The organism is Pseudoalteromonas sp. AOP31-A2-14, from assembly GCF_052378035.1.
Lineage (GTDB): Bacteria > Pseudomonadota > Gammaproteobacteria > Enterobacterales > Alteromonadaceae > Pseudoalteromonas.
Window position 1 is genome coordinate 1958354 of the sequence record NZ_JBQSXI010000001.1, and the last position, 16325, is coordinate 1974678.

At 42.1% G+C, this 16325-nt stretch carries 6 protein-coding genes and 3 rRNA genes; 1 reads left to right on the forward strand and 8 read right to left on the reverse strand.

The features are described 5' to 3' along the window. Nucleotides 1–2 precede the first annotated feature (2 nt). The 8 genes from pheT to ACT3S9_RS09030 form a co-directional block, all read right to left on the reverse strand. Nucleotides 3–2390, reverse strand: a complete 2388-nt coding sequence (gene pheT, locus ACT3S9_RS08995; protein WP_441835411.1) for a phenylalanine--tRNA ligase subunit beta — start codon at nucleotides 2388–2390, stop codon at nucleotides 3–5. A 15-nt stretch (nucleotides 2391–2405) separates the two neighbouring features. After that, a complete protein-coding gene (pheS, locus tag ACT3S9_RS09000) occupies nucleotides 2406–3386 on the reverse strand; it encodes a phenylalanine--tRNA ligase subunit alpha (RefSeq protein ID WP_441835412.1) in 981 nt (326 codons plus the stop codon). Nucleotides 3387–3470: 84 nt separating this feature from the next. Further along, complete coding sequence (gene hda, locus ACT3S9_RS09005) at nucleotides 3471–4181, reverse strand: DnaA inactivator Hda (protein ID WP_441835413.1); 711 nt, start codon at nucleotides 4179–4181, stop codon at nucleotides 3471–3473. After that, the gene (locus ACT3S9_RS09010) at nucleotides 4181–5236 is read right to left on the reverse strand and encodes a DUF2066 domain-containing protein (protein WP_441835414.1); all 1056 of its coding nucleotides are present in this window, start codon (nucleotides 5234–5236) and stop codon (nucleotides 4181–4183) included. Before ACT3S9_RS09010 ends, hda begins: the two co-directional genes overlap by 1 nt. A 129-nt stretch (nucleotides 5237–5365) precedes the next feature. Continuing rightward, nucleotides 5366–8428: a TonB-dependent receptor gene (locus ACT3S9_RS09015; RefSeq protein ID WP_441835415.1), complete on the reverse strand. Its 3063-nt coding sequence runs from the start codon at nucleotides 8426–8428 to the stop codon at nucleotides 5366–5368. A gap of 504 nt (nucleotides 8429–8932) precedes the next feature. Then, nucleotides 8933–9047, reverse strand: a 5S ribosomal RNA gene (rrf, locus tag ACT3S9_RS09020). A 144-nt stretch (nucleotides 9048–9191) separates the two neighbouring features. Continuing rightward, nucleotides 9192–12078: ribosomal RNA gene (locus tag ACT3S9_RS09025) — 23S ribosomal RNA — on the reverse strand. A gap of 294 nt (nucleotides 12079–12372) precedes the next feature. Beyond that, nucleotides 12373–13906 (reverse strand): 16S ribosomal RNA (locus ACT3S9_RS09030). Together the 16S, 23S and 5S rRNA genes form the textbook arrangement of a ribosomal RNA operon. Before the next feature lie 614 nt (nucleotides 13907–14520). On the opposite strand from ACT3S9_RS09030, the gene ACT3S9_RS09035 reads away from it, so the two are divergent. Continuing rightward, nucleotides 14521–15984 carry an alanine/glycine:cation symporter family protein gene (locus tag ACT3S9_RS09035; RefSeq protein ID WP_444750896.1) on the forward strand — a complete coding sequence of 488 codons (1464 nt, stop codon included), beginning with the start codon at nucleotides 14521–14523 and terminating at the stop codon, nucleotides 15982–15984. Nucleotides 15985–16325: the final 341 nt, after the last annotated feature.

Genomic DNA, 16325 nt, shown 5'->3' on the forward strand with positions numbered 1-16325 from the left:
ATCTAGTCCCTCAACGATGCATTAAATTGTTCGGCCAATGCGGCCACCACATTATCAACTACCTGATTGATATCTTTCTCTTCGAGTGTTCTATCAACCGCTTGCAGTGTTAGAGCAATCGCCAAACTCTTATAATTTGGCTCAATACCTTTGCCCTTATACACATCGAATAAGTTTAGGTCAACCAATTGATTTCCGCCAACTTTTTCTATCACTGATAAAATGTCGCCAGATTTCACCTGATTTTCCACTAAAATAGCGATGTCGCGGCGGTTTGAAGGGAACTTAGAAACCCCGACTGCCTCTGGTAATTTTCTTTTTTCCAGTGCTGACATTTCAATTTCAAACACAAAGGTTGCATTATTGATATCTAACGATTTTTGCACTTGTGGATGAATAGCGCCAAAGAAACCAACCTTTTTTCCATCAACATAAATAACCGCTGACTGACCTGGGTGAAGCCCATCAGACTGATCTGCTTTGATTTCAAAACGTGAAATATCATTGCTAATTGCAAGTAATGCTTCAACATCACCTTTTAAGTCATAAAAATCGACGCTGCGCTTGTCTTCAACCCAATGTTCACCATGGGCAAGACCAGTAATAACACCACCAATTACGGCTACTTGATTCACGCCATTTTCTGCGTTTTCATCACGTAAGAATTTAAGTCCATGCTCAAATAAACGAATGCGACCTTGCTGACGGTTTTGGTTGTATGTGAGAGATGCTAATAAGCCTGGCATTAAGCTAATACGCATTGCTGACATATCACTTGATATAGGATGCGGTAGTATTAAGGCATCACTTTGTGGATGCAAGATAGCTTGCGCTTTAGGATCAACAAAGCTGTACGTAATCGCCTCTTGATAACCACGAGTTACCAATGTATTACGAAATTTACTCGTGGCAATATTGGCTTCATTATGCGTCGTCATTTTAAGTTTTGCGGTCGGTGCTACATTTGGAATGCTGTTATAACCGTAAACGCGAGCCACTTCCTCAATTAAGTCTTCTTCAATACGAATATCAAAACGATAACTAGGAACATCGGCGCTCCATACACCATCGACGATTTTAACATCAAGACCTAAACGCGTTAAGATATCGGTTACTTTCTCATCATCAATATGATGACCAATAACACGGTCTAGGCGTGCACGGCGAAGACGAACTTCAGTTACTTTAGGTAGCTTATCTTTTGCGACTGCTTCAACCACGGGTCCTGCTTTGCCGCCTACAATGTCAAGTAACAACGCAGTTGCACGCTCCATTGCATCGTGTTGCAACGCAAAATCAACGCCACGCTCATAACGATGCGACGCATCAGTGCGTAAACCGTAGCTACGGGCTTGTCCTGCAATATCTACAGGATTAAAGAATGCGCTTTCTAGTAAAATATCTGATGTGTTCTCTGTTACACCTGATTGCTCACCACCAAAAATACCGGCAATAGCTAAGGCTTTATTATGATCAGCTATAACCAGTGTTGACTCATTAAGTTTCGCTGTATTGCCATCAAGTAAGACTAATTCTTCATCTACGTTTGCACTACGTACTTTAATGCCGCCTTCAATGGCATTTAAATCAAATGCATGCATTGGGTGACCAAGTTCAAGTAGTACAAAGTTGGTTACATCAACAACCGGATCGATTGAACGTATACCACTACGGCGTAACTTTTCAACCATCCAAAGAGGTGTTTCAGCACCAAGGTTAATACCTTTAATAACACGCCCTAGATAACGAGGACATGCCTGTTCGTTAACCAACTCAATAGCTATTTTGTCGTCGATTGTAGGAGTAACTGTTGGAATTTCAAGCGTTTTAACGTCAATACTATTAAGTACACCTACTTCACGTGCTATGCCTTTGATACCTAAGCAATCACCGCGGTTAGGCGTTAAATCAACATCAATAATGTTGTCATCAAGGTCTAAGTATTCACGTAAATCTGTGCCTACTGGCGCATCAAGTGGCAACTCCATAATACCATCGCCTTCCTCGCTTATACCTAGTTCAACAAACGCGCATAACATGCCATGTGAAGGTTGGCCACGAAGCTTGGCTTTTTTAATTTTAAAGTCACCCGGTAACACCGCACCGACGGTGGCAACAGCTACTTTGATACCTTGGCGACAATTTGGCGCACCGCATACAATATCAAGTAACTCATCGCCACCGACATTGATTTTAGTTACGCGTAATTTATCTGCATCAGGGTGCTGACCACACTCGATCACCTCACCAACAACAACGCCATTAAACGCAGCTGCAGCCGGTTCTATGGCGTCAACTTCAAGGCCGGCCATTGATAACTGTTCCGAAAGAGCCTGTGTATCAATTACAGGATTAACCCACTCTCTTAACCACTTTTCACTAAATTTCATTTTATATCTTCACTCTTAACGGAACTGGTTTAGGAATTTTAAGTCGTTTTCGAAAAACGCACGTAAATCGTTGACGCCATAACGCAACATGGTTAATCGCTCTACCCCCATACCAAAGGCAAAACCAGTGTATTTTTCCGGATCAATACCTACAGATTTAAGTACATTCGGGTGAACCATGCCACAGCCTAATACTTCTAACCATTTACCATTTTTTCCCATTACGTCTACTTCGGCTGAAGGCTCTGTAAATGGAAAGTAAGATGGGCGGAAACGAATTTCCATATCTTCTTCGAAAAAATTACGTAAAAAGTCATGCAAAATACCTTTAAGCTCTGTGAAGCTCACATCAGTATCCACCATTAGCCCTTCCACCTGATGAAACATCGGAGTATGGGTTTGGTCATAGTCATTACGATATACACGGCCAGGCGAGATAATACGCAGTGGTGGCTGCTCGGTTTCCATCGTGCGAATTTGTACACCACTAGTTTGGGTGCGTAGCACTAACTTTGGATTAAAGTAAAAGGTATCGTGATCAGCACGCGCTGGATGATGCTCGGGAATATTTAAAGCATCGAAGTTATGAAAGTCATCTTCAACTTCAGGGCCATTTTTAACTGCAAAACCCAATTCACCAAAAAAACTTTCTATACGCTCAATAGTACGTGTTACTGGGTGTAAACCACCTGTTGGCATAACTCGACCCGGAAGTGTTACATCAATCGTTTCTGCCGCTAACTTTTCTTCAAGTGCTTTACCAGCAAGTAACTCGCGTTTTTCGTTTATCGCAGCTTGTACATCTTGTTTGGCTTGGTTTATTACTTGCCCGGCTTCTTTGCGTTCTTCAGGGGCAATTTTACCAAGAGTTTTTAATAAGCTGGTGATCTCGCCTTTTTTACCAAGATAATTAACCCTAATCTCTTCAAGCTGCGCGATTTCGTTGGCACTGGCGACCGCCTCAAGTGCTTGCGCTAAAATATTTTCTAAGTTCATTCGATACCTGATCTTTCACAGAAGGTGATTGCTTTTAAGTAATAGCTAATGATAACTGAAAGCAAGGCATAGATTCCAGCCCTACTAAAGCTTTAACGTTGATTTTATGAAAGGAATAGTTAATTTTCGTTGCGCAGCCATCGATGCATGATCTAATTTGTCTAAAACGTCGAGTAATGCGCGCATATCACGACTTAGCCTTGTTAATAAAAACCGTGCGCATTCATCGGTTAATTCTAGTCCGCGCATATTGGCACGCTTAACTAACGCCTCGGCTTTGTCATCATCACTCATTGAACGAATTTGTAAAGTAGTACCCCACTTCAAGCGTGACTCAAGATCCGGTAAACTAATGTTTAACATATTAGGTAATAGATCAGCGGTAACAACAAGACACTTACCCGGTTCATTAAAGCGATTAAAAAAGTTAAACAATGCTTTTTCCCATGCATCATTACCAGCAATCAAATGTAAATCATCTATACACAACACATCTAATGCTTCTAAGCCATCTAGCACTATCGGTCCAAAACTAACTACTTCACGCATCGATAACAGCATTGTAGATAAACCATGCTCTTGGGCATGAATACAGGTTGCATAAAGTAAATGTGATTTACCTGAATCGCCAAGTCCACACAAGTAAGTATACTGAAATTGCTTAGATAGCTTTTTAAACGAATTTTTTAAGTGGCTCACTTCCAACGAATTTTCGCCGCCAAAATAAGAACTAAAAGTCTCATCATCCGGCAATGTTACTGGCAATGCCATTTGCATTGGCTCTATAGCCTGCATTACTCACCAGTCCATGAGTATTCTAGAGCATCATTATTAGTCAATTGATAAAAAGCACGGGGGTCAACAAAAGCACTAAATGCATTATCCAGCTCTAGGGCTTTTTTAAAGTCATTAATGCTACCGGTGTGGTTTACTCTAAATTCTACAAGGTCGTCTGTACGAGTACTAATAACGACTTGTGTAACCACACTCAAGCTTTCAAGGCGACGTTTAGCAAGCTCTATATCTACAAAGCTCTTTGTACCTTTTAATTGAAAGGTTGCCTCTGCAAGCTGTCCAACTGCATTTGGATCGACAGCGTATTCAGCAGCAAGACCTGCAGCTAAACTATCAATCATTTGTGCAACAATTTGCTGTCTATCACCAGTTATTTGATTAGATCCAAATAGTTCATCATTCGTAAAACGCCAATCTAGTAGCCAATTGTCACTATTTGGTTGCTGGTACATTCGCGCTGTAATGCTTCGCTCAGCCCTATACCGGTTCGATGCCTGTTGTACTGGTTCAGAAAAGTTTCCCCATATTTCGGGAATACCTACAAGCGATCTATCTTGTAAATCAAGTAACGGGACTACAACAGGCAAACCTCGTCGTTTTGCTCTGTCATATATTAAGCTTTCTAGTTGCGGATGGCTTTCTTGTGTTACGAGTTCACGACGTAAATTGTCCTCAATGGCAAGCCAGATAACAATAAGTGGACGACGATTCCCCCATAGAGATAAGTTTAGTTCTTTAACTAATGCATTAATTTTATTCGCTTCAAATTTAACCAATAAATCTAAATGTCCATCGGGCTTTTCGTCGTACTCAAATTTGAGCATATAATTAGAAATATCTTTACTACGCTGCTTAGCTAATGAGCTTTTATCTGCTTGGGCATCACCACTGACTTTAACGAGCACATTTAATAACGCTTGGCGGCTTGCAGCAATACGCGCATCACGGGATTTATTTTCCACCTTTAATATATCTTGGTAAAGATCAGTCACTTCAACTGCTAAAGAAGAGAAACTCACGAAAGAAAAAAAGATAACTATAATTAATCTAGACACAGGCTATTAGTTCTTGGTTTAAACTAATTTGATCCTAATTCAAAGGCCCACACAAAGCAAAATTAATTCATAAAAAAACCACTTACGAATAAGTGGTCTTCAAGTAAATGTTTTATGCTCTAGACGTTATTAAAATGTCCAGTTAAGACCTAAGTAAATATTACGCCCTGTGGTGTAATGACTACCAGCAACTTTTTCTTTTCGCTGCGTGTAATACACATCTTGCCCATCTAAAATACCACCTTCTGGTACTTCGATTTGTTGGCGAATGAAATAGTACTCTTGCTCTTCATCAAGTAAATTTGTAATAGAGAAAGTCGACATCACATCTTCAGTAATTTGATATGTCATTTTCATATCAATAGTTTGTCTGTCATCGACAACTAAATCTGACTGTGAACTTGGTCCATCAAAATACTCTGAACGGTAGTTATACGCTAAGCGAGCTGAAAATCTCTCATTTTCATAATACACTTGCGCATTACCCGTATGTTTAGAGTTACCCTCTGAGCGTACATTTTGGGTGTAAAAGTCATCAGTTTCATAACCCGTTACAATAGTGTTACCTTCTGCATCTTGCTCAGTGATAGCTGTATAATCTTGCGATGTAAATTCTTCATCTGGCACATTGATAAACGTATAATTACCTTGTATACCAAAGCCGTTACCAAAGTCGTGCTGTAACTGTACTTCATAACCGTTTATTTGCTGCTCTCCAACATTATAGTTAGAGTTAATTGCATATTCGCCAACCGCTAGTTGACCATCAGTAGTGTAGTAGTCTTCACCCGTTAAGTCCTGAATAAATGACTGGCTACGGATAATATTTTTAAGGTCTTTATAAAATGCGGTAACACCAAATAGGGAAGCGTCAGTAAAATACCACTCAAAGCCAACTTCAAATTGATTCGCTTCATATGAAGCAAGATCAGGGTTACCTATAGACCCAACACGCTGCAAATCTTGCTCTGCTATTATATCGCCATTACTATCATAATTGCTTGTAATACTATAACTATCACGAAGTTGTGAAAGTGTCGGATGATCAATTACTTTAGATGCAGCAGTTCGTACTACAAACCCGCTTGTTAAGTCGTAACTTAAATTGATGCTCGGTAGCACATCTTGAGAATCGGAGTTGGTGGTCACTGTTTGCCAAATAACATCACCATTAGAATCTTCCCCTGCAGTTTGGTAAGTTAATGACGTACGATCCGTATCAACAAAACGTACACCGACGTTACCGCGTAATTTACCAGCAGAGATATTCGCCATGATATAAGCTTCATTTATATCACTTTGTTGATCGTAAAACTCGCCAAACTCTTCTTGAAAACCAGTGCGACAACCACTCTGTCCAGCCGAGCTTTCACTAAGTAACACAGCACAATCATCTAAATCATTAACTAATAAATGATCATTATTCCAAATATCGTCACGCAGACCTTTATCAATATCAAAAAACGATTGTGGGAAAGCGTCAACGCTCTCGCGGACACCGTCAATCGTACCGCCTGCCATTTCTCCGGCAATAATACGCTGGTCATCTTCACGACTCGAATTGGCTAAAAAGCGATGATTATTACTTTCTTTTTTACGGATTTTAAAGCCACTTTCAATCGAACTGATATAATTATTATCAAGCTCCCACTCTAAGTCACCTTGGAAGTAGTTTTCATTATTTTCACGATACTGATCGCGCTTAAAAAAGTTCGTCAAATACATTTCTGATGTCGGTTCAGCAAGCCAATTATCAGCACCGCCTGTAACACCCCATGAAGGTTTATTAGCTGCTGTATCATAACCATAATAAACACCAACATCATCAAGGCCTGTATCTACACCCTCTTGAAAGTTTAAGCTATAATGCGTACCAAAATCAGATACGAACGATTCTGATGTTGAACGACCCACCTGAAATTTAACAAAAACTTCATCAAACTGATAATCAGCAGTAAAGTTAAGCTGATCGTTTGATGCATCGCTGCCATCACGATCTTGAAACTCCATCTGCATTAAGTTAGATAGTGGCCCAGTATTGCCACTTACATCATAAATGTCGTTAACATTACCTTGTGCATTAAGTAATAAATCTTGTTCGCGGTCAACATCAAAACCAGGTGCTTTAGTTACATAAGCCCAGCGTGAAAGGTAGTAATTACGCATATACAATGAATGGTTTTCATTACTATTGTCAGTATAATTATAAGTATAGTCTAAATTTAAGTTTAACTGATCAGTTGGTTGATATTGAAATGCAACAGTACCATTTAGACGTTTTTTATCACGAAAAAAACGAGCTGAATTTGGTATTCCCCAATGTGCGCCCGGTTTTTCATAAGTATCAGCATCTAGACTATATGCAGGAGAACCATCGACAGAGTTAGCTATCTGGTTTGGCTTATCATTACGATAATAGCCATACCAGCCACCTAAAGCTTCATTGCCATCACGTTGAGTATTAACCTCTTGGTAGCTTAAATTAAGTGAAGCGCCAAAGTTCTGCCCTTCATTAACCCAATTATAAAGGCCACTTACCTGCGGCGATGTTTTTTCATATGCATCATTATAATTAGCTTCAACCTTTAAAAAGCCTGAGTTATCTTCGCGTTCTAATGGTTTTTTAGTGTGTAGAATAACAGTACCACCAATCCCACCTGCTGGTAGATTTGCTTGTGGAGATTTGAACACTTCTATTTTTGAAATTTGGTCTGCAGACATCGAAGAAAAGTCAAACGCACTGGTTTCTTCTCTAAGCGGTAACGAAGCCGCAGATTCTAAAGACTGACCATTTAAAAGTGTGTTGGTAAATTGTGGTGCAGTACCACGAATTGAAACTTGTGAACCCTCACCAAACTCATTGCTAATCTGAACACCAGGGACACGCTGCAATGCTTCTGCCATATTCCTATCTGGATTTTTCGCAATATCTTCTGTGTTAATTGAATCAACAACAGCATTTGAAAAGCGTTTATTATTTAAGTTATCACGTAAAGAGCCACGGATACCGGTAACTTGTATCACTTCAACTTCTTCTTTTGTGTCCGCTTGCGTCTCTTCAACTTCAGCTGAGGTTGGCTTTTTAGCTACTTGTTCGACATCATTTGCCATAGCAGTTAGAGAAAAGCTACCACCCAATAGTAACGCTACTTGTGTTGCTATTATTGTTTTATTCACATTTTTTTGTTTCATCAAAACTCCAACACATACTTTATCTATCTACACTGGTGATAAATGAATATTTTATACTGCTAAAATAAGCATACTCAGTAAATTTTAAATTACATCAAATAGATAAATTATAAATAAATAATTAAGGAAGTGTGAACTTATCAGATCAAAGCTATATATTCAAATAATATATTCCACAAAAACAAACCTTTATAATATTTTTTATTTTCATGTAAACTATATCAATCAGCAATAATCACAACATATTACGTCTCTTGCACCTCCTACTAGAATATATAATTAGACGTAGCAGCGTGCTTTAGCCGCGAAAAGAGTATCTACATGGCTCATGAGCCAAATAAATAATTTGGCACGAAAGACCTTCCATGAGTCTCGCTTAAGGCTGTTTCGGTTTACTACTGAGTTCGGTACGGAGTCTTGGCTTGGGGTATTGGCTTGGTATTTTTACTTTATTCCAGACGTAAAAAAGCCCGACTCAATGAGCCGGGCTTTCTTTAATTTGAAGCCTGGTAATGTCCTACTTTCGCATAACAAATGCTACACTATCATCGGCGCTGTTTCGTTTCACTACTGAGTTCGGCATGGAGTCAGGTGGGTCCAAAACGCTATTGTCACCAAGCAAATTGGGGCGTTAATTCGTATCGCTATAAATTAACTGAATTTGGAAAATATCTGATAATATTTTTTAAGTCTTTCTTCGTAATATCTACTTTAGTTATTAACTTCTGTCTTAAACTATCACACAAAACGCGTTTGGCGTTGTATGGTTAAGCCTCACGGGTAATTAGTACAAGTTAGCTTAACATGTCACCATGCTTCCACATCTTGCCTATCAACGTTGTAGTCTTCAACGGCCCTTCAGAGACTTTAAAAGTCTAGTGAGAAATCATCTCGAGGCCTGCTTCGCGCTTAGATGCTTTCAGCGCTTATCAGTTCCGAACGTAGCTACCGGGCAATGCCATTGGCATGACAACCCGAACACCAGCGGTTCGTTCACTCCGGTCCTCTCGTACTAGGAGCAACCCCTCTCAATTCTCAAACGCCCACGGCAGATAGGGACCGAACTGTCTCACGACGTTCTAAACCCAGCTCGCGTACCACTTTAAATGGCGAACAGCCATACCCTTGGGACCGACTTCAGCCCCAGGATGTGATGAGCCGACATCGAGGTGCCAAACACCGCCGTCGATATGAACTCTTGGGCGGTATCAGCCTGTTATCCCCGGAGTACCTTTTATCCGTTGAGCGATGGCCCTTCCATTCAGAACCACCGGATCACTATGACCTACTTTCGTACCTGCTCGACGTGTCTGTCTCGCAGTTAAGCTGGCTTCTACCATTACACTAACCGTACGATGTCCGACCGTACTTAGCCAACCTTCGTGCTCCTCCGTTACTCTTTAGGAGGAGACCGCCCCAGTCAAACTACCCACCAGACACTGTCCGTAATCCCGATTCAGGGACCGACGTTAGAACATCAAAACTACAAGGGTGGTATTTCAAGGTTGACTCCACAAAAACTAGCGTCTCTGCTTCAAAGTCTCCCACCTATCCTACACATGTAGGTTCAATGTTCAGTGCCAAGCTGTAGTAAAGGTTCACGGGGTCTTTCCGTCTAGCCGCGGGTACACAGCATCTTCACTGCGATTTCAATTTCACTGAGTCTCGGGTGGAGACAGCGTGGCCATGGTTACACCATTCGTGCAGGTCGGAACTTACCCGACAAGGAATTTCGCTACCTTAGGACCGTTATAGTTACGGCCGCCGTTTACCGGGGCTTCGATCAAGAGCTTCTCCCTAAGGATAACCCCATCAATTAACCTTCCGGCACCGGGCAGGTGTCACACCGTATACGTCATCTTGCGATTTTGCACAGTGCTGTGTTTTTAATAAACAGTCCCAGCCACCTGGTCACTGCGGCTCCAATTAGCTCAGGGAGTAAATCCCGTCACCCATCGGAGCGTACCTTCTCCCGAAGTTACGGTACGATTTTGCCTAGTTCCTTCACCCGAGTTCTCTCAAGCGCCTTAGTATTCTCTACCTGACCACCTGTGTCGGTTTGGGGTACGATTCGGTATAATCTGAAGCTTAGAGGCTTTTCCTGGAAGTATGGCATCAACAACTTCACCACCTTAGTGGCTCGTCTCGTGTCTCAGTCTAACAGTAACCCGGATTTACCTAAGTCACTAACCTACTCACTTTCACATGGACAACCATCGCCATGCTTGCTTAGCCTGCTCCGTCCCCCCATCGCAATTATACCAAGTACGGAAATATTAATCCGTTTCCCATCGACTACGCCTTTCGGCCTCGCCTTAGGAGTCGACTTACCCTACCCTGATTAACATGGGATAGGAACCCTTGGTCTTCCGGCGTGCGGGTTTTTCACCCGCATTATCGTTACTCATGTCAGCATTCGCACTTCTGATACGTCCAGCATGCCTCCCGGCACACCTTCAACCGCTTACAGAACGCTCCCCTACCACTCATCCTAAGATGAATCCGCAGCTTCGGTGCATAGTTTAGCCCCGTTACATCTTCCGCGCAGACCGACTCGACCAGTGAGCTATTACGCTTTCTTTAAAGGATGGCTGCTTCTAAGCCAACCTCCTGGCTGTCTGTGCCTTTCCACATCGTTTCCCACTTAACTATGACTTTGGGACCTTAGCTGGCGGTCTGGGTTGTTTCCCTCTTCACGACGGACGTTAGCACCCGCCGTGTGTCTCCCGGATAGTACTTTACGGTATTCGGAGTTTGCAAAGGGTTGGTAAGTCGGGATGACCCCCTAGCCTTAACAGTGCTCTACCCCCGTAAGTATTCGTCCGAGGCTCTACCTAAATAGATTTCGGGGAGAACCAGCTATCTCCCGGTTTGATTAGCCTTTCACTCCTAACCACAGGTCATCCCCTAACTTTTCAACGTTAGTGGGTTCGGTCCTCCAATTGATGTTACTCAATCTTCAACCTGCCCATGGCTAGATCACCGGGTTTCGGGTCTATACCTTGCAACTCATCGCCCAGTTAAGACTCGGTTTCCCTACGGCTACCCTATTCGGTTAACCTCGCTACAAAATATAAGTCGCTGACCCATTATACAAAAGGTACGCAGTCACCTAACAAGTAGGCTCCTACTGCTTGTACGTACACGGTTTCAGGTTCTATTTCACTCCCCTCACAGGGGTTCTTTTCGCCTTTCCCTCACGGTACTGGTTCACTATCGGTCAGTTGGGAGTATTTAGCCTTAGATGATGGTCCACCTATATTCAGTCAAAGTTTCACGTGCTCCGACCTACTCGATTTCACTTAAATTGCATTTTCATGTACGGGACTATCACCCTGTATCGTGGCGCTTTCCAGCGCCTTCCATTAACACAACAAAAGCTTAAGGGCTGTTCCGGTTTCGCTCGCCGCTACTTCCGGAATCTCGGTTGATTTCTTTTCCTACGGGTACTTAGATGTTTCAGTTCTCCGCGTTCGCCTCGTTAACCTATGTATTCAGTTAACGATACCTGCAAGCAGGTGGGTTTCCCCATTCGGAAATCTTAGTCTCAAGTGCTTTTTACTAGCTTGACTAAGCTTATCGCAAGTTAATACGTCCTTCATCGCCTCCAACTGCCAAGGCATCCACCGTGTACGCTTAGTCACTTAACCATACAACCCAAACGGGTCTTTGTTTTGTGACAGTTTAACTTCGCCAGAAGTTAATATTGAATACTAAAGTAGATACCAATTAATCAACTCAAAGAGTGATTAAATGGCACTGAATGATACTGCTATCATTCTTTTTTACTTTTGAAAACTCTTGATAAATACAACGTATCTATCAGAATTTTATTATCAGCTTTTCCAAATTTTTAAAGAGCATATTAATTAGTTAACCCAAAGAGTAAAACTAACTAACAATCATCTGTGTGGACACTACGAACAAATAAGTTCTAAATCGTATAAGGAGGTGATCCAGCCCCAGGTTCCCCTAGGGCTACCTTGTTACGACTTCACCCCAGTCATGAATCACTCCGTGGTAAACGTCCTCCCGAGGGTTAGACTATCTACTTCTGGAGCAACCCACTCCCATGGTGTGACGGGCGGTGTGTACAAGGCCCGGGAACGTATTCACCGCGTCATTCTGATACGCGATTACTAGCGATTCCGACTTCATGGAGTCGAGTTGCAGACTCCAATCCGGACTACGACGCACTTTAAGTGATTCGCTTACCTTCGCAGGTTCGCAGCACTCTGTATGCGCCATTGTAGCACGTGTGTAGCCCTACACGTAAGGGCCATGATGACTTGACGTCGTCCCCACCTTCCTCCGGTTTATCACCGGCAGTCTCCTTAGAGTTCTCAGCATTACCTGCTAGCAACTAAGGATAGGGGTTGCGCTCGTTGCGGGACTTAACCCAACATCTCACAACACGAGCTGACGACAGCCATGCAGCACCTGTATCAGAGCTCCCGAAGGCACCAAACTATCTCTAGTAAGTTCTCTGTATGTCAAGTGTAGGTAAGGTTCTTCGCGTTGCATCGAATTAAACCACATGCTCCACCGCTTGTGCGGGCCCCCGTCAATTCATTTGAGTTTTAACCTTGCGGCCGTACTCCCCAGGCGGTCTACTTAATGCGTTAGCTTTGAAAAACAAAACCGAAGTTCCGAGCTTCTAGTAGACATCGTTTACGGCGTGGACTACCAGGGTATCTAATCCTGTTTGCTCCCCACGCTTTCGTACATGAGCGTCAGTGTTGACCCAGGTGGCTGCCTTCGCCATCGGTATTCCTTCAGATATCTACGCATTTCACCGCTACACCTGAAATTCTACCACCCTCTATCACACTCTAGTTTGCCAGTTCGAAATGCAGTTCCCAGGTTGAGCCCGGGGCTTTCACATCTCGCTTAACAAACCGCCTGCGTACGCTTTACGCCCAGTAATTCCGATTAACGCTCGCACCCTCCGTATTACCGCGGCTGCTGGCACGGAGTTAGCCGGTGCTTCTTCTGTCAGTAACGTCACAGCTAGCCGGTATTAACGACTAACCTTTCCTCCTGACTGAAAGTGCTTTACAACCCGAAGGCCTTCTTCACACACGCGGCATGGCTGCATCAGGCTTGCGCCCATTGTGCAATATTCCCCACTGCTGCCTCCCGTAGGAGTCTGGGCCGTGTCTCAGTCCCAGTGTGGCTGATCATCCTCTCAAACCAGCTAGGGATCGTTGCCTTGGTGAGCCATTACCTCACCAACTAGCTAATCCCACTTGGGCCAATCTAAAGGCGAGAGCCGAAGCCCTCTTTGGTCCGTAGACATTATGCGGTATTAGCAGTCGTTTCCAACTGTTGTCCCCCACCTCAAGGCATGTTCCCAAGCATTACTCACCCGTCCGCCGCTCGTCATCTTCTAGCAAGCTAGAAATGTTACCGCTCGACTTGCATGTGTTAGGCCTGCCGCCAGCGTTCAATCTGAGCCATGATCAAACTCTTCAATTAAAAGTTTTTATGTTCCGAAGAACAGCTCAATGAATTCTGAATTTATTTAATATCTTTCGATATTGAATTGACTGTGCTGAATAAATAAATTTATTCCGTTGGTCACTCAGTTTCAATTGAGACTCTAAATTTTTTGCCTTACTTAGCGAACTAAGCTCGGCTGTTAGAACTCAATCTGTACGAGTGCCCACACAGATGATTGCTTTATATTGTTAAAGAACGTTGCGATTAAAGCGCATTGCTTTACCTCGCTAGGGCTGCGCATATTACGCTTTCCTATTTTTTTGTCAACACTTAATTTTAAACTTTCTAAAAAATCTAAACTCAAGTTTTACTCGACTCACTGACTTGGTGCTTGCAACTTAAGTGTTGCCTGCTCTGCCGTGTCAGTGGGGTCGCATTATAGGGAGGACAGATTTTTACGCAAGCGTTTTTTAAAATAAATTGCCATATATTTTATACCGCAAACATATACACCCATACACACCACATAAACACAACTTACCCACAGAAGCCTGTGCACAACTGTAGGATATTTTCTTTTAAACTAAACTATTGAGTATACCTATGGTAGATTCCGGGCCGAAATAAAAATCAGCTTTTAGGTAAACGCTATGTTCGACGTAGGCTATATACTCAATAACATCTTAACGACTCCCCTACCCTCTATTAGATCCATAAATGATCTAGATGTATTCATTTGGGGGACTGTCTTAATATACCTTCTTATTGGTGCAGGTATATTTTTTACATTACGGTTAGGTTTCATTCAAATACTGCAATTCCCTCATATGATAAAGGTTATGCTTAAAAGTCGTGGAGGTTCACAAGATGGAATAACCTCTTTCCAAGCTTTTTGTACATCCTTAGCTGCTCGAGTAGGTACAGGTAACATGGCCGGGGTAGCATTAGCTTTATATTTAGGGGGGCCAGGGGCAATATTTTGGATGTGGCTTATTGCTTTGATCGGCATGGCGACGAGTTTTGCCGAAAGCACGCTCGCTCAAGCTTACAAAAAAAGGGATAGCCATGGGAATTTTCGTGGTGGTCCCGCTTATTATATGCAGTATGGTCTTGGTAAACGGTGGATGGGTATTGCGTTTTCATTATGTTTAATCTTAGCTTTCGGACTAATTTTTAATGCAGTGCAAGCAAATTCAATCGCTGTTGCCTTTAACGTGGCCTTTGGCGTACCAGATTATGTTGTCGGTATCATACTAGTTACTACAACGAGTCTGATTATATTCGGTGGGATTAAAACTATCTCTAGATTTGCTGAATTAGTCGTGCCCTTTATGGCACTTGTCTACTTACTAGTTGCACTATATGTATGTGTAATCAATTATGACAAGTTACCGTCAGTATTTATGCAGATCATCGATAGCGCATTGGGTATAACCCAAGTAGGTGCAGGTGCATTAGGCTACGCTGTTGGCCAAGCATTAATCGAAGGAATCAAAAGAGGATTATTTTCAAACGAAGCTGGTATGGGTAGTGCAGCGAATGCGGCTGCCACGGCTACACCGAACCCGCCTCACCCTGCCTCACAGGGTTATGTACAAATGCTAGGTGTATTTGTAGATACAATGGTTATTTGTACTGCCACAGCGGCGCTAATCCTATTATCCCAACAACTTGTCCCTGGCTCTGGGTTAACCAGTATCGCACTCACACAAGCAGCATTAGTAGAACATATCGGCCAAGGTGGGGCGATTTTTATTGCTATTGCAATTTTATTCTTCGCTTTCACCTCTATAGTCGCTAATTATTCCTACGCGGAGTCAAATTTATTATTTCTAAAACACGATGATAAAACAGGACTATTAATATTCAGGTTTTTAGTATTAGCTATGGTTATGTTTGGTGCTTTAGCAAAAGTAAAAGTCGTATGGACATTAGCGAATGTATCTATGGGATTTATGGCTATCATAAATATCATTGCTTTATTTATGTTGTCAGGGGTCGTGGTCTGGCTAGCAAAAGATTATAACAATCAACGCAAGCAAGGATTAGTACCAACCTTTGATAAAAGTAAACACCCTAAACTTTCAAAAGAAGTGGATCCTAGCGCGTGGTAACCACTTAAACTGAAAAGGTATCGGCGAACACGTCGGTACCTTTTTAATTGGTTACATTTTGATTTAAGGCTCAGTTTATCTATAAGTCCTAAAACATACTTAGCAAGGTGTTAGTATACGCGGTTCAAAATCGGATATATTTATAGTTGATCTATTAATTTTTATCTTATACTTGCTAATGCGTAATTGCTTAACAATATTTACTTACACTGATGTAAAACGCTCTGATAATACAGCTTGTAGCTGTTCTTTTTGCTATATCGTTAAGGTTTATTTAGCTCTTAACAGGTAATTATTTATGGTGGGCATTATTTATCATATGCCTTACTTAGGTGCTGAGT